Below are 22,419 nucleotides of genomic sequence, written 5' to 3' on the forward strand. Positions count from 1 at the left end.
TGTCGGTGGGGTGCGGCTCGGTGGGGTGCGGCACAGTAGGGGCATGGACGACGTTCTGCACGAGCGCGTGCGGGAAATCATCGAGTCGGTCCCGCCCGGCACGGTGGCGACGTACGGCGACATCGCGGCCCTCTCCGGGGCGCCCTCCCCCCGGATGGTGGGCGCGATCCTCGCCGAGGACGGGCACGACCTGCCGTGGCACCGCATCCTGCGCGCGAACGGCACCCCGGCGCCCCACCTGGCCCACGACCAGCTGGAGCGGCTGCGCGCAGAGGGCGTGTTGGCCGATGGCCAGCGCGTCGACCTGCGGAAGTACCGGTGGCGGCCGGAGGGGGAGGAGGAACCCGAAGGGTTGTTCTAGGGCTTGCCCAGCTTCGTGACCAGCAGCTTCACCAGCGCGCCCAGGCGCTGGCGGTCCGGCTGCAGCGTCTCGATGCCCGCTTCCTCCAGCGGCGCGGCCGTCACCGGGCCGACGCACGCCACCACCAGCCGGTCCCGCAAGGCGGCCAAGAGCTCGGCGAACCGGCCCGATGACCGGGCCAAGGCGAGGAAGTTCGCCGCGGCCGGGGCGCTCGTGAAGGCCAGTGCGTCCAGCTCGCCCGCCAGGATCGCGTCGATCAGGTCGTGCACCGGCGTCACGTCCGGCGGGGAGTGCCAGCGGTACGGCTGCACCTCGACCAGGGACGCCCCCGCCTGCACCAGCGGATCCGTGAGTTCCGGCAGCCGCGTCCCGTGCAGCTGGACGGCCACCCGCTCGCCGCCCACCCCGGCCGCCGCCAGCGCCGCGAACAGTTCCGCGTTGCTCTCCGACGCGGCCGAAAAGGCCTCGCGCAGGCCCGCTCCCCGGACCGCGCCGACCGCCTTCGGGCCGCGGGCGTAGATCCGGGACTGCCCCAGCGCCGTCACGAGCCGGTCGCGCAGGCCCCAGCCCCCGGCCGCCTCGAGCCAGCCGCGGAAGCCCGCTCCCGTCGTGACGACCGTGAAGCCGACCGGCTCCGCCAACACCGCTTCGGTGCCCGCGCGCAGCGCAGGGTCCGAGGCCAGTGGCACGATCGTGATCGTCGGCGCGTGCCGGACCTCGGCGCCGGCGCGTTCGAGGGCCGCGATGAATTCGCCGGCCCGCCGTTCGGCCGTGACGCCGATGGCGACACCGCTCAGTTCACCCATAGAACGCGCCCATCTCCTCGATCGCCGCCGCCAGTTCCGCCCGCAGGTCCGCGGGTTCGAGGACCTCCAGGTGCGGCCCGAAGCGCAGCAGCTCGCCGATGGCCGGTTCGCCCGGCTCCACCGGCAGCTCCACGGTGAGCCAGCCGTCCGCGTCGGGCTCGTTCGGGCAGTTGCGCAACGCGCGGGCGCCGACGGAACCTGCGTAGAACGGTACGAGAGCCTGCGCCCGCGGCGAAAGCCGCACCACCGCCACCCGCGGGTACATCCGGCGTTCGAACTGCTCCGACCACTCCTGCCAGTACCGCGCGAGGTCGAACCCGGCCGGGCGCTCGAACACCTCGCCGAGGTCGGTCAGCTCCAGCACCCGCGAAACCCGGTACGTCCGGTCGGTGCCGTCGCAGCGGCCCGCGAGGTACCAGTTGCCCGCCTTGAGGATCAGCCCCAGCGGCTCCAGTTCCCGCTCGACGACCCGCTGCCCCCACCGTTCGTAGCGGATCCGGATCCGGTGCGACGACCACACGGCGTCGGCGATCGCGGACAACGTCGGCAGGCTTTCGATGCCCCGGTGCCAGCCGGGGACGTCCAGGTAGAACCGCTCGGCGACGCGCCCGGCGCGGTCGCGCAGCTCCGCCGGCAGCGCGGCGTACAGCTTGAGCTGCGCCGCCGCCAGCACCGTGCCGAGGCCGAGTTCGGCGGCGGCCACCGGCAGCCCGGCCAGCGACAGCGACTGGGCCTCTTCCTCGGTCATCCCGGTGAGCCGGGTGCGGTAGCCGTCCACCAGCCGGTAGCCGCCGGTCCGGCCGCGGTCGGCGTACACCGGGACGCCGGACGCCGAGAGCGCGTCGATGTCCCGGTAGACCGTCCGGACCGACACCTCGAGCTCTTCGGCCAGCTCCTCGGCCGTCATCCGGCCGCGGTTCTGCAGCAGCAGGAGGACGGAGAGGAGCCGGCTCGCGCGCATGGTCCGATTTTGGCAGAAATACCTGACACGAGCTGACAGGTTTGCCCGGCAGAGTGACCCTCATGAACGGATTCACCACGAAGAGCTGGGAAGAGAAGATCGTCAGCGGCACCGAAAGCGGGCCGCGGGTGGCGTACGCGCACGCCACCTTCGCGTACGAAGGGGCCCTCGAAGGCGAGTCGGTCTGCGATCTTCTGCTGTACTACGCGGGCGAAGGCTACGAAAGCGGCGAGACGACGTCGCCGTGCTTCGAGCGCTTCGAGGGCAAGGTCGACGGTCGCGAAGGGACGTTCGTCGTGCGCCACGAGTACACGTTCGACGCCAAGGGCATCGCGTCGACGTTCACCGTCGTCCCCGGCTCGGGGACGGGCGAGCTGGCCGGGCTGACCGGCAGCGGCACCGCCGGGGGCGCCCTCGGCGAGGACAAGGTCGCCTACACCTTCGAGTACGCGTTCTAGGAGCAGCAAGTGGACCGCCGTCAGGTACTCGCCTACCGCATCGCCGAGCACGGCCTGCACCGCTCGGCGCGGGACGTCGCCGACCTCGCCGTGGTCCGGGCCGGGCTGCAGGACAGCATGCGCGACACCGCGCGGCTCGCCCTCGCCGCCCGGCTCGACGGCCCGGTGTCCCCCGAGGACGACGAGCGGCTCGTCCTGGCCTGGACGCTGCGCGGGGCGCCGCACTACCACCTGCGCGCGGACCTGCCCGAGACGATCCGGGCGCTGATCCCGCTCGACGACGCGGACGCGCTGGCCCGGATGCTCTGGCAGCGCAAGGAAGTGGCGGCGGCGGGGCTGGCCGCGTCCGAAGTGGTGTTCACGGCGGCCGCCGCACTGCGCGAGGTCGTCACGAAACCGATGACGAAGGGCGCGGTGTCGACGGCGGTGACCAAGCGCCTGCCACCGGCGTTCTCCCGGTGGTGCCGGGGCTGCAACGCGACCCACATCCAGGAGCAGCTGATGCGCGTCGCGGCCCCGCTCGGCGGCGTCCGCCTGGTGGCGGGGGCGTCCCCGGCGACACTGGCCCCGCTGGAGGGCCGCGGCCGGCTGCGCAAGACACCGGACCCGGCCGCGGCGACGGCGGTGATCGAGGGCTACCTGCGGCTCAACGGCCCGGCCGCTCCCGGCGAGGCGGCGGAGTTCGCGGGCACGGCCCGGGCGGTGGTCGACCGGACGTGGCCGGCGGACCTGGCGCCAGTGCAGGTCGAGGGCAAGAAGCGGTACCTGCCCGCGGACCGGCTGCCGGCGTTGGAGAATCCCCCGGAGCCGGACGTGGTGCGGCTGCTGCCCCCGCTGGACCCGTTCATCCAGGCCCGCGACAAGGCCCTGCTGGTGCCGGACCCGTTGCGCCGCAAGGAGGTCTGGAAGATGCTGGGCAACCCGGGCGTACTGCTCGCGGACGGCGACATCGCGGGAACGTGGCGCACGAAGGCCACCGGCGCGAAGCTGACGGTGACGCTGACGGCGTTCGACCCGCTGCGCCCGGCGGTCCGCGAGGAGGCAGAGGCCGAGGCGGCCCGGGTGGCGGCGGCACGCGGGTTCGAAAAGCACGCGGTCACCTGGGTGGGCTGACCCCGGCCCGCGGGGGCGCCCCCCGTTTTCCACGCTACCGGAAGCCACCGACAATTCCGGATTTCCCGAAGCGCCCCAAGGCGGCCTTGGTTGCGTCTCACGCACCCAAGGCGGCCTTCGGTGCGTCTCACGCACCGAAGGCCACATTGGGGCGCTCGGGACCGGCCTCACAGGCTGCGAGCCTCGATGTCGCCGTAGGACGTGGTCGCGCGGATCGCCAACCCCACCGTCCCCTCGTTCCGCAGCGCGTTGTGGACCCGGCCGTACGTCGTCCCCGCGTCCAGCGATGCGGACACCCCCGCCGCCGCGCCGACCGTGATGTTGCCCGCCTGGGTGCTCAGCACCAGGTCGCCGCTCGACGCCTCGGTGATGCGGATGTCGCCCTTGCCCGTGGTGATCTCCGCCGGGCCCGTCAGGCGGCCCACCGAGACGTCGCCCGCGTGGGCCGTCAACCGCACGCTCGCCGCCTCGTCGAAGACCACCTCGCCGTGCGCTCCCGAGATCGCCACGTCGCCGAGGCGGCCGACCCCTCGCAGCGAGACGCTGGCCGCCTCCGCCTCGACCGAAGACCCGGCGGGCAGCAAGACCGTCACGTCCACGGCCCCGGACGGGCCGAAGTACTGGTTCTTCGCCGCGATCGAAATCCGCAGGACGCCGTCGGCGAAGGACACCTCGGCCTGCGAAGCCGCCTTCACGTCGCGGCTCTTCGCCGGGTCGGCGGGAAGCACCTCGACCACCGTGTCCGAGCGGGGAGAGGCGGCGAACCGGACCTGCCCGGCGGGGATCGAGAGGACGGTGGCGATCGGGGCGGGGGTGGTGAAGTTCTGCATCGGGATCTCCTCGGTAGCTGGTGTGAAGCCACCTTCGCCGGGCCCGCTGACACCGGGAGGCCACCGCGCTGACACGGCCGCTGACACCCTCAGGCGTCCACCGCCAGCCGGTACCCGCGCTTCACCACCGTCTGGACGACCTTCCCGCCCCCGAGGGAGGTCCGCAGCCGCCCGATCGCCGTCTCCACCGCGTGCTCCTCGCCGCCTCCCGGCAACGCCGAGATCAGCTCGCGCCGCGACACCACCCGGCCCGGTGACGCCGCCAACGCCCGCAGCAACGCCATCGGCGCCGGGGCCACCTCACGCCACTCGCCGTCCACGATGGCCGCCTGGCCGCGGAGCTCGATCGAATGCCCGCCCGCCCGCAGCCGCGGGGAGCGATCCACGAGGGTTTCCGCCACCGTGCGGGCCAGCGCGCCGATGCGCGCGCGGTGCGGCTGGACCGTCGGCACCCCGAGCGCCGCCAACGGTCCAGCCGTTATGGGTCCGACGCAGGCCGCCACCACCGGGCCGGACAGCGCCGTGACGAGCCCCGGCAGCCGGCCCGTGCGCCGGGCCAGGGCGATGAGCGACGCCGCCGCCGGGGCGCTCGTGAACGGCAGGGCGTGGACCGAGCCGTCCAGGACGCCGTCCAGGAGCCGGTCCACCGGGCCGGGGTCGGCGGGGCCGACCCAGCGGTACACCGGGATCTCGATCACCTCCGCGCCGGACGCGCGCAGCGTGTCCACGAAGTACGGCAGCGGCTCGCCGTGCAGCTGGACCGCGATCCGCAGCCCGTCGACCCCCGACGAGAGCAGGTGCTGCAGCAGCTCGGCGTTGCTCTCCGACGCCGGCGAGTACGACTCCGAGAGCCCGGCCGCCCGCAGGGCCCCGGTCACCTTCGGCCCCCGGGCCAGCAACGACGCCGACGAGAGCCGCGCCAAAAGCGGATCCCCCAGTCCCCAGCCCTCGGCCGCCTCCAGCCAGCCGCGGAAACCGATGCCGGTGGTCGCGACGACCACGTCCACCGGCGCGGAAAGCAACGCGGTGGTCGCCGCGCGCAGCTCGGTGTCGTCCGTCAGCGGCACGATCCGGATCGCCGGGCCGTAGCGGACGCTCGCCCCCTTGCGCACCAGCAGCGCGCCGAGCTCGTCGGCCCGGCGCGCCGCGGTGATGCCGATGACGAAACCGGCCAGCGGGAGCACATCGCTCACGCGCTCTCCACTTCGACGACGCCTTCCCGCACGCGCACCTCGTACACCGGCACCGAAACGTCCGGGGCGTCCAGGCACCGCCCGGTCTCGAGGACGAACCGTTCCTTGTAGACCGGCGAGGCGACCACCGGCACGCCGTCCGCGTCACCGACGATGCCGCGCGAAAGCACCGCCGCGCCGCTGCACGGGTCCCAGTTGGACAGTGCGTACAGCCGGTCGCCGGGCAGCCGGAAGATCGCCACCTGCACGCCGCCGTCGAGCAGCGCCGCCACCCCGGCGTGCTCGGGCACCGCGCCGACGGGGCAGACCGCCGTCCAGGTCCGCTGGATCGAAGTAGTCATCGCCGCACCTCGCTGTTCGAAAAGCCCGGCACGCCGAGCATCACGGGCACTTTCTGTTCCCGCTCCGAGCGGAAGGAGATCGCCGGGTCGGGCGTGCCCGGCGCGTTGACGAAGGAGGTGAACCGGGCCAGCTTCTCCGGGTCCTCCAGGACGCCCTTCCACTCGTCGGCGTAGTTGTCGACGTGCTTGGCCATCGCCGCGTCGAGGTCCTCGCAGATGCCGAGGGAGTCGTCGACGATCACCGCGCGCAGGTGGTCGAGCCCGCCGTCCATCTCCTCGATCCACGGCGCGGTCCGCTGCAGCCGGTCGGCGGTGCGCACGTAGAACATCAGGAACCGGTCGATGGTCCGGATCAGCGTCTCGCTGTCCACGTCGGACACCAGTAGGTCGGCGTGCCGCGGGGTGGTGCCGCCGTTGCCGCCGACGTAGAGGTTCCAGCCGTTCTCCGTGGCGATGATGCCGAAGTCCTTGCTCCGCGCCTCGGCGCACTCGCGGGCGCACCCGGACACCGCCGACTTGAGCTTGTGCGGCGAGCGCAGGCCGCGGTAGCGCAGCTCCAGCTCGATCGCCAGCCCGACGCTGTCCTGGACGCCGTAGCGGCACCACGTCGAGCCGACGCACGACTTGACCGTCCGCAGCGCCTTGCCGTAGGCGTGCCCGGACTCGAAGCCCGCGTCGACGAGCCGCCGCCAGATCAGCGGCAGCTGGTCCACCGTGGCCCCGAACAGGTCGATCCGCTGGCCGCCGGTGATCTTGGTGTACAGCCCGAAGTCGCGCGCCACCTCGCCGATCACGATCAGCTTGTCGGGCGTGATCTCGCCGCCGGGGATCCGCGGGACCACCGAGTACGTGCCGTTGCGCTGCAGGTTCGCGAGGTACCGGTCGTTGGTGTCCTGCAGCGTCATCTGCTCGCCGCCGAGCACGTGCCCGTTGCCGAGGGTGGCCAGGATGGACGCCACCGCCGGCTTGCAGATGGCGCAGCCGCTGCCCGAGCCGTAGCGGGCGATCAGCTCGCTGAACGTCGTGATCCGGGTGGCCTGGACGATCTCGAACAGCTCCGCGCGCGACTGCGGGAAGTGCTCGCAGACGGCCTTCGACTGTTCGACGCCGGCGGCGCTGAGCAGCTTGCCGAGCAGCGGGACGCACGAACCGCAGGCCGTACCCGCCCGGGTGCACGCCTTCAGCTTCGGGACCGTGTCACAGCCGTCCTCGTGGATGGCCTGGGTGATCGCGCCCTTCGAGACGGCGTTGCACGAGCAGATCTGCGCCGCGTCGGGCAGCGCGTCGACGCCGACCGCGGCGCCGCCGCCCGCCGGGGCGAGGATCGCGCCCGGCTCGGCCGGCAGCGGCCGCCCGACCAGCGCACGCAGGGTGTTGTACTCCGTGGCGTCGCCGACTAGCACGCCGCCGAGCAGCGTCTTGCCGTCGTCGGTGACGACGAGCTTCTTGTACGTCCCGGCCACGGCGTCGTTGACGGCGACCTCGAGGGCGCCCTCGGTCCGGGCGTGGGCGTCCCCGAAGGAGGCGACGTCGACGCCCATCAGCTTCAGCTTGGTGGACGTGTCCGGTTCGGGGAACGTCCCGCCCCCGCCGGTGAGCTGCGCGGCGACGATCTCCGCCATCGCGTACCCGGGCGCCACGATCCCGTACACCTTGCCCTCGACCGCGGCGCACTCGCCGATCGCGTAGATCGCCGGGTCGCTGGTGCGGCACGAGCTGTCGGTGAGGACACCGCCGCGCGGGCCGAGCTCCAGGCCGGACTGCCGGGCGAGGTCGTCGCGCGGCCGGACACCGGCGGAGAACACGACGAGGTCGACGTCCAGTTCGGTGCCGTTGCCCAGCTTGGCCAGCAGCCGGGAGCCGTCGGCCTCGATGGCGTCGGTCGACGTTCCCGTGTGGACGGTGACGTCGAGGTTGGTGATCAGGCGCCGCAGCAGCGAGCCGCCGCCCTCGTCGACCTGCAGCGGCATCAGCCGCGGCGCCATCTCGACGACGTGCGGGGACAGGCCCATGTCCCGCAGCGCCTTCGCGGCCTCCAGCCCGAGCAGGCCACCGCCGATGACGACGGCCGAGCGCCGTCCCCGGCCCGGCTTGTCGAGCGCGGCCGCGCGGATCGCGTCCAGGTCCTCGATGGTCCGGTAGACGAAACAGCCGTCCAGGTCGTGCCCGGGCACCGGCGGCACGAACGGCCGCGAGCCGGTGGCCAGCACCAGTGCGTCGTAGGAAACGACATCTCCGGACGCCGTGGTGACCGTCTTCGCGTCCCGGTCCACCGACACCGCCAGCTCGCCGAGCCGGAGATCCACGGAGGAGTCGCCCGCGTAGTCCGAGCCGGGCAGGGCCAGTGTGGCCGGGTCCCAGGTGTCCACGTAGGACGTGAGCGCCACCCGGTCGTACGCCGGGCGCGGCTCCTCGGACAGGACGACGATGTGCCAGTTCCCCGACGGGTCTTCCGCGCGCACCGCCTCCACGAGCCGGTGGGCGACCATGCCGTGTCCGGCGACGACCAAGGTGGGCATCTCAGACCTCCGCTCCCGCGAGCGCCAGACCGCGCTCACTCGTGGGCTGTTCGGCGGGCTTGCGCAGGTAGACCGCCCAGGTGACGGCGAAGCACAGCCCGTAGAAGACGAGGAATCCGATGAAGGCGGGCACTCCGCTCTTCGCGTCGGCGAAGGACTGCCGGAACGCCAGGTTGATGAACAGGCCGCCTTCGGCACCGATCGCACCGGCCAGGCCGATCAGCGCGCCCGACAGCCGCCGTGCCTTGAGCAGCTCGGCCGTCTCCTCGGCGCCGTTGGCGATGGCGACCTTCGCCTTGGCGCGGAAGATGGCCGGGATCATCTTGTACGTCGAGCCGTTGCCGATGCCGGTGAGCACGAACAGCACGATGAAGGCGATCGTGAACAGCGTCAGGGACTTCGACGTCGAGGCGAGGATGAGCACCACCGTGGCCAGCGCCATCCCGGTGAAGGTGGCGAAGGTGACCTTGCCGCCGCCGATGCGGTCGGCCAGCCAGCCGCCGGTCGGCCGGGAGAACGAGCCGAGCAGCGGGCCGAGGAAGGTCACCGCGGCCGCCTGCAGCGGGGTGCGGCCGAACTGGTTCTGCAGCACCAGGCCGAAGGCGAAGCTGTAGCCGATGAACGAGCCGAACGTGCCGACGTAGAGGAACGACATCACCCAGGTGTGCGGGTCCTTGACGACCTCGCGCATCGCCTTGGTGTCGCCCTTCATGGTGGCGAGGTTGTCCATGTAGAAGTACGCGCACAGCGCGGCGACCACGATCAGCGGCAGGTAGACGAACAGCACCAGCCGCGGCGCGGTCGCGCCCGCCGTGCCGATGACCAGCAGGCCGACCAGCTGGATCGCCGCGACGCCGAGGTTGCCGCCACCGGCGTTGAGGCCCAGCGCCCAGCCCTTGTGCTTCTCCGGGTAGAAGGCGTTGATGTTCGTCATCGACGACGCGAAGTTGCCGCCGCCGACGCCGCCGAGGGCCGCGACCACCAGGAACGTGCCGAGTGACGTGCCGGGGTGCAGCACGATCGCCGCCAGCGCGGTCGGGATCAGCAGGAGCAGCGCGGACACGACCGTCCAGTTGCGGCCGCCGAACTTCGCCACGGCGAAGGTGTAGGGCAGCCGCATCAGGCCGCCGATCAGCGTCGGCGTCGAGACGAGGAGGAACTTGTCCGCGGCGGAGAAGCCGTAGTCCTTGCCCATGAACAGGACGATGACCGACCACAGGGTCCAGACCGAGAAGCCGATGTGCTCGGCGAAGACCGAGAACCACAGGTTGCGGCGGGCGATCTTCTTGCCCGTGGACTCCCAGAACTCGTCGTTCTCCGGTTCCCAGTGTTCGATCCAGTGCTTGCCTTGGTGTGCCACGAAATTCTCCTTGCGACGGGTCGGGTCGGTCATTGCGCGGCGAGCCAGTTCGCGATGCCGCCGACGGCGTTGGTGCACCCGCCGCATCCCGTCGTGGCTCGCGTGGCCCGCGCCAGTGCGGGGGTGTCGGTGGCCCCGGCCTTCCAGGCTTCGATCAGCCGGCCCTTGGTGACGTTGTTGCAGCGGCAGATCACCGCGGCGGCCGGCAGGTCGGCCGGGCTGGCCGCCGGGGTGGCCCCGGTGGGCAGCGCACGGCCGAGGAGCACCGCGAGCCGGTCGTCGGGCAGCAGCGTGCCGCGGTCGTGGAACTGCGTGATCGTCGCGGCGGCGTCGGGCAGGCCGAGCAGGATCGCGCCGGCGACGCGGTTTTCGCGGACGACGAGCTTGCCGTACCGGCCGCCGGCCGGGTCGTTGAAGGTGAGCACCTCGGCGCCGTTGTCGGATGCTTCGAGCTGGGTTTCGCCGAGCGCGGCGAGGTCGATGCCGCGGGCCTTGAGCCGGGTGACGGCCGTGGTGCCGCGGTAGCGGGCCGCCGCGTTCGTCCCGGTCAGGACGTCGGCGAGGACTTCGGCCTGCTCCCAGGCGGGCTGGATCAGCCCGGGCGGGGCGCCGGGGTGGCGGGCGCAGTCGCCGAGGGCGTGGATGCGGCCGTCGCTGGTGCGCAGCACGTCGTCCACGAGCACAGCTCCGTCGACGTCGAGTCCGGCTTCGGCGGCCAAGCGCGTCTCCGCGCGGACGCCGGCGGCGACCACGACCAGGTCGGCCGGGACGAGGCTGCCGTCGTCGAGCTTGAGCCCGTCGCCGGGCAGGTAGCGGGCCGCGGTGGCGCCGAACCTGAAGGTGACGCCCATGTCGGTGAGCCGGCGGGCCAGCACGTGCCCGGCCGCCGGGTCCAGCTGGCGTTCCATGACGTGCCCCAGCGGGTGCACGACGGTCACCTGGTTGCCGCGCCCGGCCAGGCCGCGGGCGGCTTCGAGGCCGAGCAGGCCGCCCCCGAGCACCGCGACCGGCGCGCCGAAGCGGGCCGCGTCGAGGATCTTGGCGCAGTCGTCGAGACTGCGGAAGGCGACCACGCCCGGCCCCGCCTCCAGGCCCTCGACCGGCGGGATCCACGGGTTCGCGCCGGTGGCGAGGACCAGGGCGTCGTAGTCGACGGAGGAGCCGTCGGCCAGCTCGACACAGCGCTTCTCGCGGTCGATGCGTTCGACGTCGACCCCGAGCCGCAGGTCGATGTTGTGGCGGACGGCCCATTCGTCGTCGTGCAGGCGGACGCTCTCGGCGCTCATCCCGCCCGCGACGACGGCGGACAGCAGCACCCGGTTGTAGGCGGCGTGCTTTTCGGCGCCGAGGACGGTCAGCCGGACCCGCTCGGCGATCGGGTCGCGACGGCGGATCTCGTCGGCCAGCCGGGCGCCGGCCATGCCGTACCCGACGATGACGACTTCACGAGGGCTCACGCGGCACCATCCACAGTAGACAAGGACACGGCACACACCTTGAACTCCGGCATCCGGGAAACCGGGTCGAGCGCCGGGTTGGTGAACAAGTTGGCGCGTTGCTCACCCGGAAAGTGGAACGGCAGGAAGATCAGGTCCGGCTTGAGGTTCTGGACGAACCGCACCTTCGCCACGGTTTCGCCGCGCCGCGACCGGACCAGCGCCCGGTCGCCTTCTTCGAGTCCGGCTCGTTTGGCGGTGTCCGGGTGCACTTCGACGAACGCTTCCGGCACGACCTCGTTGAGCTCTCCGATCAGCCGCGTCTGCGCGCCCGACTGGTAGTGCTGCAGCACGCGGCCGGTGGTGGCCTGCAACGGGAACTCGTCGTCCGGCAGTTCGGCCGGACCGGTGTGCTCGACCGGCACGAACCGCGCGCGGCCGTCCGGGTGGGCGAAGGCGTCGAGGAACATCCGCGGGGTCCCGGGGTGGTCGTCTTCCGGGACCGGCCAGTGCAGGGCCTCGCCGGCGCGGAGCCGGTCGTAGCTGACGCCGGAGTAGTCGGCGACGCCGCCTTTCGACGCGATCCGCAGCTCCTCGAACACCGTCTCGGCGTCGGCCGGGAACCGCCCCTCGGGCTGGCCCAGCCGGAGCGCGATCCCGTGGAGGACGTCGAGGTCGGACCGGACGCCCGGCGGCGGGGTCAACGCCTTGCGGCGCAGCAGGATCCGGCCTTCGAGGTTGGTCAGCGTGCCGTCCTCTTCGGCCCACTGGGTCACCGGCAGGACGACGTCGGCGAGCGCCGCGGTCTCCGACAGCACGAAGTCGGCGACGACCAGGAAGTCCAGCGCGGCCAGCCGGTCCTGGACGCGCTGTGAGCGCGGCGCCGAGACGACCACGTTGCTGCCGAACACCATCAGCGCCTTCGGGCCGTCCTCCTGACCGAGCGCGTCGAGCAGTTCGGTGGCCGAGCGGCCGGGGCCGGGCAGGGTTTCGGCGGCCACGCCCCAGACGCCGGCGACGTACTCGCGGGCGGCCGGGTCGTCGAGCTTGCGGTAGCCGGGCAGCTGGTCGGCCTTCTGGCCGTGCTCGCGCCCGCCCTGGCCGTTGCCCTGGCCGGTGAGGCAGCCGTAGCCGGACCCTTCGCGACCCGGCAGGCCGAGGCTCAGCGCCAGATTGATCCAGGCGCCGACGGTCGCGGTGCCGGTGGCGTGCTGCTCGGTACCGCGTGCGGTGAGAACGTAGGCGTTGCGGGCGTTGGCGAGCTTCTCGGCGGCGTCGCGCATGTCGGCGGCCGAAACGCCGGTGACGCGTTCGGCGCGCTCCGGCCACCAGCTCGCGGCGATCCGCCACATCTCGGCGAACCCGCTCGTCCGGTCGTCCACATAGGACTGGTCGAGGTAGCCGCCTTCGACGACGGCGTGCAGGATGCCCAGGGCCAGTGCGAGGTCCGTGCCCGGCGCGGGGGCGAGGTGCAGGCTCGCCAGCTCGGCGGTCGGGGTGCGCCGCGGGTCGACGACGATCAGGTCCGTCCCGCGCAGGTGCTGGATGAACGGCGGCATGGTCTCGGCCGGGTTCGCCCCGGCGAGCAGCACGACGTCGGCGTTCGGCAGATCGGTGACGGGGAACGGCATCCCGCGGTCGGCCCCGAAGGCCTTGATCCCCGCGGCGGCGGCCGAGGACATGCAGAACCGGCCGTTGTAGTCGATCTGCGAGGTACCGAGCGCGACGCGGGCGAACTTGCCGAGCAGGTAGGCCTTCTCGTTGGTCAGGCCACCGCCGCCGAAGATCGCGACACCGTCCGCGCCATGGGTTTCCTGCGTTTCCCGCAGTTTCCGGGCGACGTGGTCGAGGGCGAAGTCCCAGCCGACCGGCTCGAGCACGCCGTTCACCCGCAGCAGCGGCGTGGTCAGCCGCTTCGGGCTCGTGAGGAGCGCGCCGGAGGTCCAGCCCTTCTGGCACAGCCCACCGGCGTTGACCGGGAAGTCCCGCGGCGTCACGCGAGCGCCGTCGAGGCTCATCCCGCACTGCAGCGCGCAGTACGGGCAGTGGGTGTCGACCTGCGGCATCGGGCACCTCCTCGGCGTTTCGGGCGTGCCCTGACGCTAAGGAGGCCGTGTTAACCGGATTCGACCGAATGTTTCAGGCAGTTGACATTACGGCGGTGGGCCCGCCGCCCGTCCGGTGAGATCCGCGTCCACGGGCCGGGAGTCCGGAGGTCAGCCGGGCTGCCGCGGAAATGACCGGCGATCCTGCGACCTCGGTCACAAGGGTCCCCAGCCGTACTGGTCGGCGAGCCGTCGTTCGAACCACCAGGGCGATGCGGCGAACGGGTCGGGCAGCGTCCGCGCCAGGAAGCGGCGGTCGGCTTTGGCGAGCTCGGCCCCGATCAGGGCGCGCTCCCGGCGCGGAAGTGCGCTCAGCAGCTCGGCGAGCTCGATCCGATCCTCGAGCGGATCGCAGCCGGGGCAGGGGCAGTCCGGCATCCAATGGCGGAAGGGCGGCCGGGTCCGGTGCTGCCAGCCCCGAAGGGCGCCGGCGACGGCACCGGGCGGCAGCCCGGCGTCCACTTCGGCGAAGGCGAGCCGGCGCTGCTCGCCACGGGACAGGTACGGGATCTTGGCCGGCGGCGGTCCCGCGACGTCGAGTCGGCGGGTGCGGCGCAGGCTTCCGGGGCGCCTACGCGGCATGGCCCTTTCGGTAGCTGATCACCCGGTCATCGTCCCAGCCGCGTCAACAGCTAAAGGACCCCGGAGACCTCGCGCGCCGCCGCGCGCAGGCCGTCCAGGGACGCCTGCGTCGACCGCGGGTTCAGCGCGTTCGCCGCCAGCCGGAACAGCACCGCGCGCAACAGCAGCTGCGGCCACTCCGGCAGGTGCGCCCAGCGTTCGAGCAGGTCACGTCCCGCACCACCCCACGCCAGCGCGTCCACCGCGACGATCGCCGCGCCGTATTCGCCCGGGCGGTAGTACGGGACGAAGTCGACGACCCCCGGGACGTCGTCGCCGTCGAACAGCAGGCCGGCCAGCAGCTCGCCGTGGGCCACCTGGTGCGGGAGGTCGATCGGGCGGCGGGCGCCGGCGAGGACCTCGAACCAGCGGCCCCCCTTCGTCTCCTCGAGGGGGACTTCGAGCTCTTCCCAGGCGACGCGGTCGGCGACCGCGTCGATGTCGGTGCGCGCGTCGAGGAAGTCCGGCCGGGGCAGGCCGAGCGTGGCCCGGTGCAGCTTCACCGCGGCCAGCACCGACGCGTCACCGCGGTGTTCCGGCGTGCCGGGGACGAACCGCGACGCCGTCCAGCCGCCGACGATCCAGCGGCCGTCGGTGGAGCGGACCGGCTTCCCGACCCGCAGGCCCGGCTCGCGGACGTAGTCGAGCGCGTGAGCGGTCCACAGCGCCCGGACCTTGTCGGTGACCGGCTTGACCACGAGGTCGCCGCAGCGCCACGCCGTCGAGTCCGGCAGGCGTTCGGCGCCGTCCGCGGAGCCGCCGAAGGCCGCGCAGACGTGCGCCGGAGGACGTTCGAGGGGTGACCGCACGAGAGCTGACGTTACCCGGCCGGGTGGGCCACGAATGAGAAGACGCGCTGCTCACACGGGTTTCCCCGGCCGGGCAAACACCCACGGTCAGTAGGTCGGCAGGCTCGGATCGATCTGCTTGGCCCAGGCCAGCACGCCGCCGCCGAGGTGCGTCGCGTCCTTGAAGCCGGCCGCGTGCAGGGCGGCGAGGGCCTCGGCGGAGCGGGCACCGGACTTGCAGTGCAGGACGATCGGCTTGTCCTGCGGCAGCTCCGCGAGCGCCTCGCCCGAGAGGATCCGGTCCTTCGGGATCAGCGTCGCGCCCTTGATGTTGACGATCTCGTACTCGTGCGGCTCGCGGACGTCGATCAGCGCGAAGTTCTCGCCGCTGTCGAACTTGGCCTTGAGCTCGGCCGGGGTGATGGTGCTCCCCGACGCCGCTGAGGCCGCCTCGTCCGAAACGACACCGCAGAACGCCTCGTAGTCGATCAGCTCGGTGATCTTCGGGGTGTCCGGGTCCTTGCGGATCTTGACCTCGCGGTACTTCATCTCCAGCGCGTCGTAGCTGATCAGGCGGCCGAGCAGCGGCTCGCCGATGCCGGTGATGAGCTTGATCGCCTCGGTGACCATGATCGAGCCGATGGACGCGCAGAGCACGCCCAGCACGCCACCCTCGGCGCAGGAGGGGACCATGCCCGGGGGCGGCGGCTCCGGGTAGAGGTCGCGGTAGTTGAGGCCCTTGCCGTTCGGCGCGTCCTCCCAAAAGACGCTGACCTGGCCCTCGAACCGGAAGATCGAGCCCCAGACGTACGGCTTGCCCAGCAGCACCGCGGCGTCGTTGACCAGGTAGCGGGTGGCGAAGTTGTCGGTGCCGTCGACGATCAGGTCGTACTGCCCGAAGATCTCCAGCGCGTTCGAGGAGTCCAGCCGGTCGGTGTGCAGGTGCACCTTCACCAGCGGGTTGATCTCCGCGATCGACTCCTGCGCGGACGCGGCCTTGAGCTTGCCGACGTCGGACTGGCCGTGGATGACCTGACGCTGCAGGTTCGACTCGTCCACGACGTCGAAGTCGACGATGCCGAGCGTGCCGACCCCGGCGGCGGCCAGGTACAGCAGCGCGGGGCTGCCGAGGCCGCCGGCCCCGATCACCAGGACCTTGGCGTTCTTCAGCCGCTTCTGCCCGTTCACCCCGACGTCCGGGATGATCAGGTGACGGCTGTACCGGGCCACCTCTTCCTTGGTGAGCTCGGCAGCCGGCTCGACGAGCGGCGGCAGTGCTGACATGGGTCCTCCATCTCGCGCGCGTATCGCGTCCATCCCACTATGCACAACGCGCGCGGGCAAATATGCTTTCCCGCGTCCACATGCTGGGAGAACTCAGGCGGCGGGCTTGGGGTTCGGCCACGCGTTGGGCACGCAGGTGCGGCCGTCCTTGGCCACCTTGCCCTTGTCGCCGCCGGGGATGTCGTTGAGCATCGAGACGTAGTCGTCGGAGACCCCGAAGGACTGCTGCATCATCACCGGCGCGGGCTGGCCTTCGCCGAGGCAGCCGACGTGCTGGTTGCCCAGGGCGTGCCCGACCTCGTGGTTGATGGCGTACTGCCGGTACCCGGTCATGTCGGCGTTGAACGCCTTGGCGCCGCGCACCCAGCGCGCCAGGTTGATCAGCACGCGGCCGAGGCTCTTGCGGTAGCAGGACGCCTCGAACTTGATCTGGAAGCCGCAGGCGTCCGGCCGGTGGGTCGTCTCCGGCGTGGTGAGGCTCACTCTGAAGGACGGGTTGGGGAAGTTGCCGTCCACCCGCTGGAACGCGATCTTGCCGTCCCAGGTCCAGCCCTGCGCCGGATTGGACAGGGTGCCCTGGACGGCCGCGGCGAAGGCGTCGTCGCCGGCGTAGCTCGACGGGTCGATCCCGTCCTCGACCTCGACGGTGTACGTGTACAGCTTCCCGTTGCCGATCTTCGGGCCGCTGCCCGGGACGACGTGCCACTTCCCGGCGCCGGCCTGCGTGAACGGGATGCCCTCCGGCAGGTCGGCGGTGGGCACCTTGAGGTCGACCGGGGTGGCCGGGTTCTCCGGGATGGGCTGCTCGCCGTTGCCGTCGATGGCGCCGCTGCCCGCCGCGTCGCCGCCCGCCGACTCGGCGCCGGGCGCGGCGGCGCCCTGCTCGGCGATCGGCTGGGCCGGGCTGTTGGCCGTGTTGACCACGACGAGCACGGTCAGCACGACCAGGATCGGCAGGGCGTAGACGCGCCAGCCGTAGGTCTTCGTGAGCTTCGCGATGCCGGACTTCGGCGCCGGGTCCGCTTCCTCCCGCGCGACCGGCACCTCCGGTTTCCAGGAGGCGCTCAGGGGCTCGGCGGTGGTCCGCCGCCCGCCGGGGCGGTAGCGGTCTTCGCCGACGCGCTGGGCCGGCGCCTTCGACGGGCGGTACTGCCCGGTGCGGGGGTGGTCCTCGGAATCCGGCGTCCGGCGGGCCGAGGCGCGGTGGGGCGTCCGCCGATCTTCGCCTCGCGCGTCCTGCTTCACCCGGTCCACCGCACCAGGGTGCCACAGCGGCGAGGCGCCGCTCTCGCCGACTGGCGGATCATCGAGTGTCACCCGATCGGCCTACCAGGTGCCCGCTTCCACGTGCTCCCACATGCCGAGGACGGCCTTCGCCACGACGACCGGGCGTTCCATCTGCGCCACGTGCCCCGTGCGCGGGAGCACGAGCAGCCGGGCGCGCGGGATCGCCCGGGCCGTCCGCACCGCGCGCTTCACGGAGATGACGCGGTCCTCCCGGCCCCACACGACGAGCGTCGGCGCCTTGACGCGCGGCGCGACCGACCAGAGCGACGCCTTCCCCCGCGTCGACCAGGCCCGGAAGATGGCGAACGTGCTGCGCGCCATCGCCGGCGCGGCCCAGGCGAACCCGGCGCGGGCGCTGTGCTCCTCGGTCAGCTCGTCGAGGCGGCTCTCGGGGAACCGCGAAGGGTCGGCGAAGCACAGCTTGATGACCTGCGCGGCGCGCTCCCGCGGCCCGAGCGCGGCCAGCTGGGCCCGCACGCGCGCGCCGACCAGGGGCAGATAGGCGAGCGCCATCCGCGGGTCCGACAGCCGCCGCGGGTCGAGGCGCAGGTCCGGCACGGCCGGGGAGATGAGGGTCAGCGTCTTGACCAGTTCCGGCTTCTGGGCCGCGACGAGCAGGGCGATCGCGCCGCCCATGGAGTTGCCGAACAGGTGGACCGGCCCCCCGATGCCCTCGATGTGCTTCACCACCACGTCTGCATGCGCTTGAAGCGTGAAGTCGAAGCCCTTCTCGGGCTCGGAAGAGCCGAAGCCGGGCAGGTCGATCGCCGTGCCGCCGGCGACCGGTGCGAGCAGCGCGGCCAGGTCGGTCCAGTTCGTCGACGAACCGCCGAGGCCGTGGACGTAGACGGCCGGCACGCCGTCGGGGCCCGGCGTGCGGCGGACGTGGAGCCGCGCGGTGCCGACCTCTTCGAACGCCGCCGGCCAGGGCGGCGGAAGCGGGTCGAGCGAAGGCAATGCCCTGGTCGAAAGGGGCACGTGGGTCAGCGGCGCCCGCGCCGTCACGGGGGTGGTCACCGGTCCAGAATGCCCGACCCGTGGCACGGGCTACATACCGGCGAGTAATCTTCAGGGCGACTTCACGCGGTGGCGACCCCGCCCGTCGAAGAAGCGATGACGGGAGGACGAGCATGACGGAGATGACGCGGGTGCAGCAACGTGGGGTGCGGCTGCCCCGGACCGAGCGCCGGGCTCAGCTCCTCGCCGCGGCGCAGCGGGTTTTCGCCGAAAACGGCTACCACGCCGCCGCGATGGACGAGATCGCCGAGGTCGCGGGCGTTTCCAAGCCCGTGCTGTACCAGCACTTCCCCGGCAAGCTCGACCTGTACATCGCGCTGCTGGAGAGCCACGTCGACGAGCTGGTCAAGCGCGTGCAGAACGCCCTGGACTCGACGACGGAGAACAAGCAGCGCGTCCCGGCCACGGTCGGCGCGTTCTTCGACTTCGTCAGCGAGGACGCGGGCGCGTTCCGGATGGTGTTCGAGTCCGATCTGCGCGGCGAGCCGGCGGTCCAGGAAGCGGTCGACCGGGCGACGTCGGCGAGCGTGGACGCGATCACCGAGACGATCACCGCGGACGCGGGCCTCGACGAGGACAAGGCGCGGCTGCTGGCGGTCGGGCTGGTGGGGATGAGCCAGGTCAGCGCCCGCTTCTGGCTGGCCCACCACCAGTCGATGAGCCGCGAGGAAGCGGTGGCCCTGACGGCCAACCTGGCCTGGCGCGGCATCGGCGGCGGCTTCCCCCTCAAGGACTCCTGACCCCAAGCGCCCCAATGTGGCCTTCGGTGCGTCTGACGCACCCAAGGCGGCCTTCGGTGCGTCTGACGCAACCAAGGCCACATTGGGGCGCTTGTCAGCGGGTGGCCGTGCGGACCAGGGCCGAGATGCGGCGGGCCACCTCGAAGGGACGTTCCTGCGGGAGCATGTGGCCGGCGCCCGGGTAGCGGACGAACTCCGCGTGCGGCAGCTCGTCCGCGATCACCTTCGCGTGCGGCAGCGGGCACAGCCGGTCCCGCTCCCCCGCCAGCACCACCGACGGCACGTCGCACAGCGCGCCGAGCCCGCCCACCCCGCGGTGGGCCGCGATCGCGTCCAGGAACAACCCCGCGCTCGCCGGGTGCGCGCGCAGCAGCTGCTCGACGACGCTGTCCACCTGCTCGCGCCCCGGCCGGACACCGAAGACCAGCCGCCGGGCCCCGGACCGGACCAGTCCGGGCCGCAGCCGCAGGGTGTCCGACTTCAGCCCGGCCAGGAGTTTCGCCACCCGCGGCTCGAACCGCGTGACGCTCCGGCCGACCAGCCCCGGGAACCCCAGGGTCAGCTTGTCCATGTCGCCCGACGACGTCGCGACGAACGCCGCACCCGCCAACCGTGACGACACCAGCTGCGGGTGCCGCTCCGCGAGGACCATCAGCGTCATGCCGCCCATCGAATGCCCCGCCAGGACCAACGGCCCGGCAGGAACGCGGCCGGCAATCAGCTCGGCCAGGTCGTCGGCGAGCCGGGCGATCGTCGCGCCGCCGGGCCGGGCGGGCGCCGAGCCGCCGTGGCCGCGCAGGTCGTAGCGCAGCACGCGCAGCCCCGGGTCGAGGTGCGGCAGCACGAAGTCCCACGTCCGGTGGTCCTGCGTCCAGCCGTGCACGAGCACCAGCGTCACGGCGGAGTCCGCGGGCCCCGAGGTCACGACGTTCAGCTCGGCGCCGTCGCTCGCCACGAACCGCTGCCCGGGCGAGAGGACGGCGGTCATCGGCCCGCCGGGAGCAGGAACGACTTGCGCCAGAAGTACTTGCCCGGCAGCCCGACCAGGCCGGACTCCTGCAGGAACGGCATGATCTTTTCCCCGGCCCACGCGATCGTCCCCTGCCAGTGCGGGTTGTTCAGCGCCGCCTCGACGCCGTCGCGCGGCCGGATGCCGACCGCCTTGTAGACGTCCGGGTTGATGAACGCCCGCGTCACGAAGTACGAAATGAGCGCGATGACGAACTGCTGGTAGGCGATTTCGGCTTTCGACAGCTTCGCCATCCCGCGCGTGACCTCTTCGCGGGCGAAGGTGACGTGCCGGGCTTCCTCGAGGACGTGGATCCGGTTGACCATCCGGACCAGCGGCTGGACGCCTTCGTCGTTCATCTGCTCGCGCTGCAGCCGGTCCAGGACCTCCTCGGCGACGAGGATCGCGCCGTAGCGCGCCGGGCCGTAGGAGATCGTCGGCATGAGCTTCGCGAGGCGCCGCAGCCACGGCACCGGGCCGTAGGCGGGGCAGCCGATGCGCGACGCCATCCGCGCGAACATCGTCGAGTGCCGGCATTCGTCGGCGATTTCGGTGAGCGCGAACTGGGCGTGCGCGGACGTCGGGTCCTCTTCGTAGACCTCCTTGAGCAGCATCTGCATCAGGAGGATCTCGAACCACAGCCCGGTGGTCGCGACGCTCGCGACCTCGTGTTTGCCCAGCTCGATGCGCTGTTCGGGGGTCAGCTTTTCCCAGAGTTCGGTGCCGTAGAGCGAGGAGCGCTCGTCGAGGATGAACCGTTTGCCCTCGACCAGGGGCGCGGTCCAGTCGATGTCGACGTCGGGGTCGTAGAACTTGTTCGCCGACGACTTCAGCAGGCGGTCCGCGGTCTTTTCGCGGTCCGGTTCCTTCAGCGTCCGCGTCATTGCCGACACCCCTTCCGGATGTGTAACTTGAGGTAACAGTTACCTGTGCGTAGCATGACTCTCGTGATCGAACGTGTCAAGCGCCCCAAGCAGGCCGGCAAGTCCTCCCGCGGCGAGGAGGCGACCGGCGACGCCCGGCGCGACCGGTGGCGCAAGCACCGGATCGCCCGGCGCAAGGAATTCGTCGAGGCGGCGCTGCGGGCGCTCGACACGCACGGCCCGGACCTCGGCATGGAGGACGTCGCCGCGGAAGCCGGCGTGACGAAACCGGTGCTGTACCGGCACTTCGACGACAAGGCCGACCTGTACGTGGCCCTCGGCCAGCGCGGCACCGAAATCCTCTTCGAGCGGCTGATCCCGGCGATCAACGCCGAGCTGGCGCCGGTGCCGCGGATCCGGATGGCCCTCGACGCGTTCTTCACCGTGATCGAGGAGCACCCGAACCTCTACCGGCTGCTGGCGCACGGGCGGCCGGAGAAGCCGGTGTCGTCGGACGTCGTGGCCGAGGACAAGGAACTGATCGCCACGGCGCTGACCGCGCTGCTCGGCGACTACATGCGGATGTTCAACATGGACTCCGGCGCGGCCGAGCCGTGGGCGCACGGCATCGTCGGCATGGTCCAGAACACCGGCGAGTGGTGGCTGGACCGCCGGTCGATGAGCCGCGACGCGGTGGTCGAGTACCTGACGCAGATCATCTGGGCGGCGATCGACGGCCTGACCCGCCAGAACGGCGTGGTCATCGACCCGAACCTGCCCCTGGACGTCAACAAGGTGGTCCAGCTGGGCCGCACCCCGGAGTCATCGGAGTCATCGGAGTCGTTGGAGGAAACCTCATGAGCGAGCACGACGAAGACGGCTACAGCGGCCCGGCGACACTGGAGGTCGACGGCGTTCCGCTGTCGGCGACGGTCGAGCTGCGCGGCTACTTCCAGCCGATCGACGGCTATTACCGCTGGTACGGCCGGGTGGCGGTGAACGAGGAGCTGACGCGCCTGGCGGGCGGCAAGAAGAAGGCGGTCACCATCCGCGCGGGTGCGTACTCGGCGACGGGCGAGCTTTCGGACCCGGACCCGTGGGGCCGCTACCGCATCACGGGCACGAGCACCCCGCCGTTCCACGTCCCCACGACACTGGAAGAGCTCAACGCCTGACCCAAGCGCCCCAATGTGGCCTTCGGTGCTCCATCCATGCCCCCGCCACCACCCTCAACGGAGGCGCTTCGCGCCACGGTGCCGATTCAAACGCACCCAAGGCGGCCTTCGGTGCGTCTCACGCACCGAAGGCCGCCTTGGGGCGCTTGCCT

At 72.0% G+C, this 22,419-nt stretch carries 22 protein-coding genes; 6 read left to right on the plus strand and 16 right to left on the minus strand.

Annotated features, from left to right (window positions below; all coding sequences use genetic code 11):
- The first annotated feature begins 43 nt into the window (after positions 1 to 43).
- Entirely contained in the window at positions 44 to 361 is a 318-nt protein-coding gene (locus tag ACLJOU_RS19000) for an MGMT family protein (RefSeq protein ID WP_410568977.1), read from the plus strand.
- Here the strand turns inward: ACLJOU_RS19000 and ACLJOU_RS19005 are convergent.
- Positions 358 to 1,167, minus strand: coding sequence for a uroporphyrinogen-III synthase (locus ACLJOU_RS19005; protein WP_410568978.1), 810 nt, complete (start codon positions 1,165 to 1,167; stop codon positions 358 to 360). The genes ACLJOU_RS19000 and ACLJOU_RS19005 overlap by 4 nt on opposite strands.
- On the minus strand, positions 1,160 to 2,128 hold the full coding sequence (locus ACLJOU_RS19010) for a helix-turn-helix transcriptional regulator (RefSeq protein WP_410568979.1): 969 nt from the start codon (positions 2,126 to 2,128) through the stop codon (positions 1,160 to 1,162). The genes ACLJOU_RS19005 and ACLJOU_RS19010 overlap by 8 nt, the downstream gene beginning before the upstream one ends.
- A 62-nt stretch (positions 2,129 to 2,190) precedes the next feature.
- Between ACLJOU_RS19010 and ACLJOU_RS19015 the strand changes: the two genes are divergently transcribed.
- A complete protein-coding gene (locus ACLJOU_RS19015; protein WP_410568980.1) occupies positions 2,191 to 2,586 on the plus strand; it encodes a DUF3224 domain-containing protein in 396 nt (131 codons plus the stop codon).
- A 9-nt stretch (positions 2,587 to 2,595) separates the two neighbouring features.
- Positions 2,596 to 3,699 carry a DNA glycosylase AlkZ-like family protein gene (locus ACLJOU_RS19020; protein WP_410568981.1) on the plus strand — a complete coding sequence of 368 codons (1,104 nt, stop codon included), beginning with the start codon at positions 2,596 to 2,598 and terminating at the stop codon, positions 3,697 to 3,699.
- Between the two features lie 167 nt (positions 3,700 to 3,866).
- On the opposite strand, the gene ACLJOU_RS19025 is transcribed toward ACLJOU_RS19020, so the two are convergent.
- The 12 genes from ACLJOU_RS19025 to ACLJOU_RS19080 form a co-directional block, all read right to left on the minus strand.
- The gene (locus tag ACLJOU_RS19025) at positions 3,867 to 4,529 is read right to left on the minus strand and encodes a DUF4097 family beta strand repeat-containing protein (protein WP_410568982.1); all 663 of its coding nucleotides are present in this window, start codon (positions 4,527 to 4,529) and stop codon (positions 3,867 to 3,869) included.
- 89 nt (positions 4,530 to 4,618) lie between these two features.
- On the minus strand, positions 4,619 to 5,722 hold the full coding sequence (locus tag ACLJOU_RS19030; RefSeq protein ID WP_410568983.1) for a uroporphyrinogen-III synthase: 1,104 nt from the start codon (positions 5,720 to 5,722) through the stop codon (positions 4,619 to 4,621).
- A complete protein-coding gene (nirD, locus tag ACLJOU_RS19035; RefSeq protein WP_410568984.1) occupies positions 5,719 to 6,063 on the minus strand; it encodes a nitrite reductase small subunit NirD in 345 nt (114 codons plus the stop codon). The genes ACLJOU_RS19030 and nirD overlap by 4 nt, the downstream gene beginning before the upstream one ends.
- Positions 6,060 to 8,582: a nitrite reductase large subunit NirB gene (gene nirB / locus ACLJOU_RS19040; RefSeq protein ID WP_410568985.1), complete on the minus strand. Its 2,523-nt coding sequence runs from the start codon at positions 8,580 to 8,582 to the stop codon at positions 6,060 to 6,062. The genes nirD and nirB overlap by 4 nt, the downstream gene beginning before the upstream one ends.
- A gap of 1 nt (position 8,583) precedes the next feature.
- The gene (locus ACLJOU_RS19045) at positions 8,584 to 9,975 is read right to left on the minus strand and encodes a nitrate/nitrite transporter (RefSeq protein WP_410568986.1); all 1,392 of its coding nucleotides are present in this window, start codon (positions 9,973 to 9,975) and stop codon (positions 8,584 to 8,586) included.
- A complete protein-coding gene (locus ACLJOU_RS19050; RefSeq protein WP_410568987.1) occupies positions 9,972 to 11,399 on the minus strand; it encodes an FAD-dependent oxidoreductase in 1,428 nt (475 codons plus the stop codon). The genes ACLJOU_RS19045 and ACLJOU_RS19050 overlap by 4 nt, the downstream gene beginning before the upstream one ends.
- Positions 11,396 to 13,444 (minus strand): molybdopterin oxidoreductase family protein, encoded by a 2,049-nt coding sequence (locus ACLJOU_RS19055; RefSeq protein WP_410568988.1) that lies wholly within the window; start codon positions 13,442 to 13,444, stop codon positions 11,396 to 11,398. Before ACLJOU_RS19055 ends, ACLJOU_RS19050 begins: the two co-directional genes overlap by 4 nt.
- Positions 13,445 to 13,639: 195 nt before the next feature.
- Positions 13,640 to 14,065, minus strand: coding sequence for a hypothetical protein (locus tag ACLJOU_RS19060; RefSeq protein ID WP_410568989.1), 426 nt, complete (start codon positions 14,063 to 14,065; stop codon positions 13,640 to 13,642).
- 50 nt (positions 14,066 to 14,115) lie between these two features.
- Positions 14,116 to 14,913, minus strand: coding sequence for a TIGR02569 family protein (locus ACLJOU_RS19065; RefSeq protein ID WP_410568990.1), 798 nt, complete (start codon positions 14,911 to 14,913; stop codon positions 14,116 to 14,118).
- Positions 14,914 to 15,000: 87 nt separating this feature from the next.
- The gene (gene moeZ, locus ACLJOU_RS19070; protein ID WP_410568991.1) at positions 15,001 to 16,176 is read right to left on the minus strand and encodes an adenylyltransferase/sulfurtransferase MoeZ; all 1,176 of its coding nucleotides are present in this window, start codon (positions 16,174 to 16,176) and stop codon (positions 15,001 to 15,003) included.
- 93 nt (positions 16,177 to 16,269) lie between these two features.
- Positions 16,270 to 17,430: a DUF3152 domain-containing protein gene (locus ACLJOU_RS19075; RefSeq protein WP_410568992.1), complete on the minus strand. Its 1,161-nt coding sequence runs from the start codon at positions 17,428 to 17,430 to the stop codon at positions 16,270 to 16,272.
- Positions 17,431 to 17,502: 72 nt separating this feature from the next.
- The gene (locus ACLJOU_RS19080; protein ID WP_410568993.1) at positions 17,503 to 18,480 is read right to left on the minus strand and encodes an alpha/beta fold hydrolase; all 978 of its coding nucleotides are present in this window, start codon (positions 18,478 to 18,480) and stop codon (positions 17,503 to 17,505) included.
- A gap of 113 nt (positions 18,481 to 18,593) precedes the next feature.
- Between ACLJOU_RS19080 and ACLJOU_RS19085 the strand changes: the two genes are divergently transcribed.
- The gene (locus ACLJOU_RS19085; RefSeq protein WP_410568994.1) at positions 18,594 to 19,220 is read left to right on the plus strand and encodes a TetR/AcrR family transcriptional regulator; all 627 of its coding nucleotides are present in this window, start codon (positions 18,594 to 18,596) and stop codon (positions 19,218 to 19,220) included.
- A gap of 94 nt (positions 19,221 to 19,314) precedes the next feature.
- Here ACLJOU_RS19085 and ACLJOU_RS19090 read toward each other — a convergent pair whose 3' ends face one another.
- Both ACLJOU_RS19090 and ACLJOU_RS19095 read right to left on the minus strand, forming a co-directional pair.
- Positions 19,315 to 20,208, minus strand: a complete 894-nt coding sequence (locus ACLJOU_RS19090) for an alpha/beta fold hydrolase (protein ID WP_410568995.1) — start codon at positions 20,206 to 20,208, stop codon at positions 19,315 to 19,317.
- A complete protein-coding gene (locus ACLJOU_RS19095) occupies positions 20,205 to 21,113 on the minus strand; it encodes an AurF N-oxygenase family protein (protein WP_410568996.1) in 909 nt (302 codons plus the stop codon). The genes ACLJOU_RS19090 and ACLJOU_RS19095 overlap by 4 nt, the downstream gene beginning before the upstream one ends.
- 54 nt (positions 21,114 to 21,167) lie before the next feature.
- Between ACLJOU_RS19095 and ACLJOU_RS19100 the strand changes: the two genes are divergently transcribed.
- Both ACLJOU_RS19100 and ACLJOU_RS19105 read left to right on the plus strand, forming a co-directional pair.
- Positions 21,168 to 21,953 carry a TetR/AcrR family transcriptional regulator gene (locus tag ACLJOU_RS19100; protein ID WP_410568997.1) on the plus strand — a complete coding sequence of 262 codons (786 nt, stop codon included), beginning with the start codon at positions 21,168 to 21,170 and terminating at the stop codon, positions 21,951 to 21,953.
- Positions 21,950 to 22,267, plus strand: coding sequence for a DUF4873 domain-containing protein (locus tag ACLJOU_RS19105; RefSeq protein ID WP_410568998.1), 318 nt, complete (start codon positions 21,950 to 21,952; stop codon positions 22,265 to 22,267). The genes ACLJOU_RS19100 and ACLJOU_RS19105 overlap by 4 nt, the downstream gene beginning before the upstream one ends.
- The last annotated feature ends 152 nt before the right edge of the window (positions 22,268 to 22,419 follow it).

The organism is Amycolatopsis sp. cmx-4-61 (assembly GCF_046548775.1).
Classification (GTDB): Bacteria; Actinomycetota; Actinomycetes; order Mycobacteriales; family Pseudonocardiaceae; genus Amycolatopsis.

What these genes read in the sequence shown, in the direction of transcription:
- ACLJOU_RS19000 (WP_410568977.1), top strand. Translation starts at nt 44, where the DNA reads ATGGACGACGTTCTGCACGAGCGCGTGCGGGAAATCATCGAGTCGGTC.
- ACLJOU_RS19005 (WP_410568978.1), bottom strand. Translation starts at nt 1,167, where the DNA reads ATGGGTGAACTGAGCGGTGTCGCCATCGGCGTCACGGCCGAACGGCGG.
- ACLJOU_RS19010 (WP_410568979.1), bottom strand. Translation starts at nt 2,128, where the DNA reads ATGCGCGCGAGCCGGCTCCTCTCCGTCCTCCTGCTGCTGCAGAACCGC.
- ACLJOU_RS19015 (WP_410568980.1), top strand. Translation starts at nt 2,191, where the DNA reads ATGAACGGATTCACCACGAAGAGCTGGGAAGAGAAGATCGTCAGCGGC.
- ACLJOU_RS19025 (WP_410568982.1), bottom strand. Translation starts at nt 4,529, where the DNA reads ATGCAGAACTTCACCACCCCCGCCCCGATCGCCACCGTCCTCTCGATC.
- nirD (WP_410568984.1), bottom strand. Translation starts at nt 6,063, where the DNA reads ATGACTACTTCGATCCAGCGGACCTGGACGGCGGTCTGCCCCGTCGGC.
- nirB (WP_410568985.1), bottom strand. Translation starts at nt 8,582, where the DNA reads ATGCCCACCTTGGTCGTCGCCGGACACGGCATGGTCGCCCACCGGCTC.
- ACLJOU_RS19045 (WP_410568986.1), bottom strand. Translation starts at nt 9,975, where the DNA reads ATGACCGACCCGACCCGTCGCAAGGAGAATTTCGTGGCACACCAAGGC.
- ACLJOU_RS19055 (WP_410568988.1), bottom strand. Translation starts at nt 13,444, where the DNA reads ATGCCGCAGGTCGACACCCACTGCCCGTACTGCGCGCTGCAGTGCGGG.
- ACLJOU_RS19060 (WP_410568989.1), bottom strand. Translation starts at nt 14,065, where the DNA reads ATGCCGCGTAGGCGCCCCGGAAGCCTGCGCCGCACCCGCCGACTCGAC.
- moeZ (WP_410568991.1), bottom strand. Translation starts at nt 16,176, where the DNA reads ATGTCAGCACTGCCGCCGCTCGTCGAGCCGGCTGCCGAGCTCACCAAG.
- ACLJOU_RS19085 (WP_410568994.1), top strand. Translation starts at nt 18,594, where the DNA reads ATGACGGAGATGACGCGGGTGCAGCAACGTGGGGTGCGGCTGCCCCGG.
- ACLJOU_RS19090 (WP_410568995.1), bottom strand. Translation starts at nt 20,208, where the DNA reads ATGACCGCCGTCCTCTCGCCCGGGCAGCGGTTCGTGGCGAGCGACGGC.
- ACLJOU_RS19095 (WP_410568996.1), bottom strand. Translation starts at nt 21,113, where the DNA reads ATGACGCGGACGCTGAAGGAACCGGACCGCGAAAAGACCGCGGACCGC.
- ACLJOU_RS19100 (WP_410568997.1), top strand. Translation starts at nt 21,168, where the DNA reads ATGACTCTCGTGATCGAACGTGTCAAGCGCCCCAAGCAGGCCGGCAAG.
- ACLJOU_RS19105 (WP_410568998.1), top strand. Translation starts at nt 21,950, where the DNA reads ATGAGCGAGCACGACGAAGACGGCTACAGCGGCCCGGCGACACTGGAG.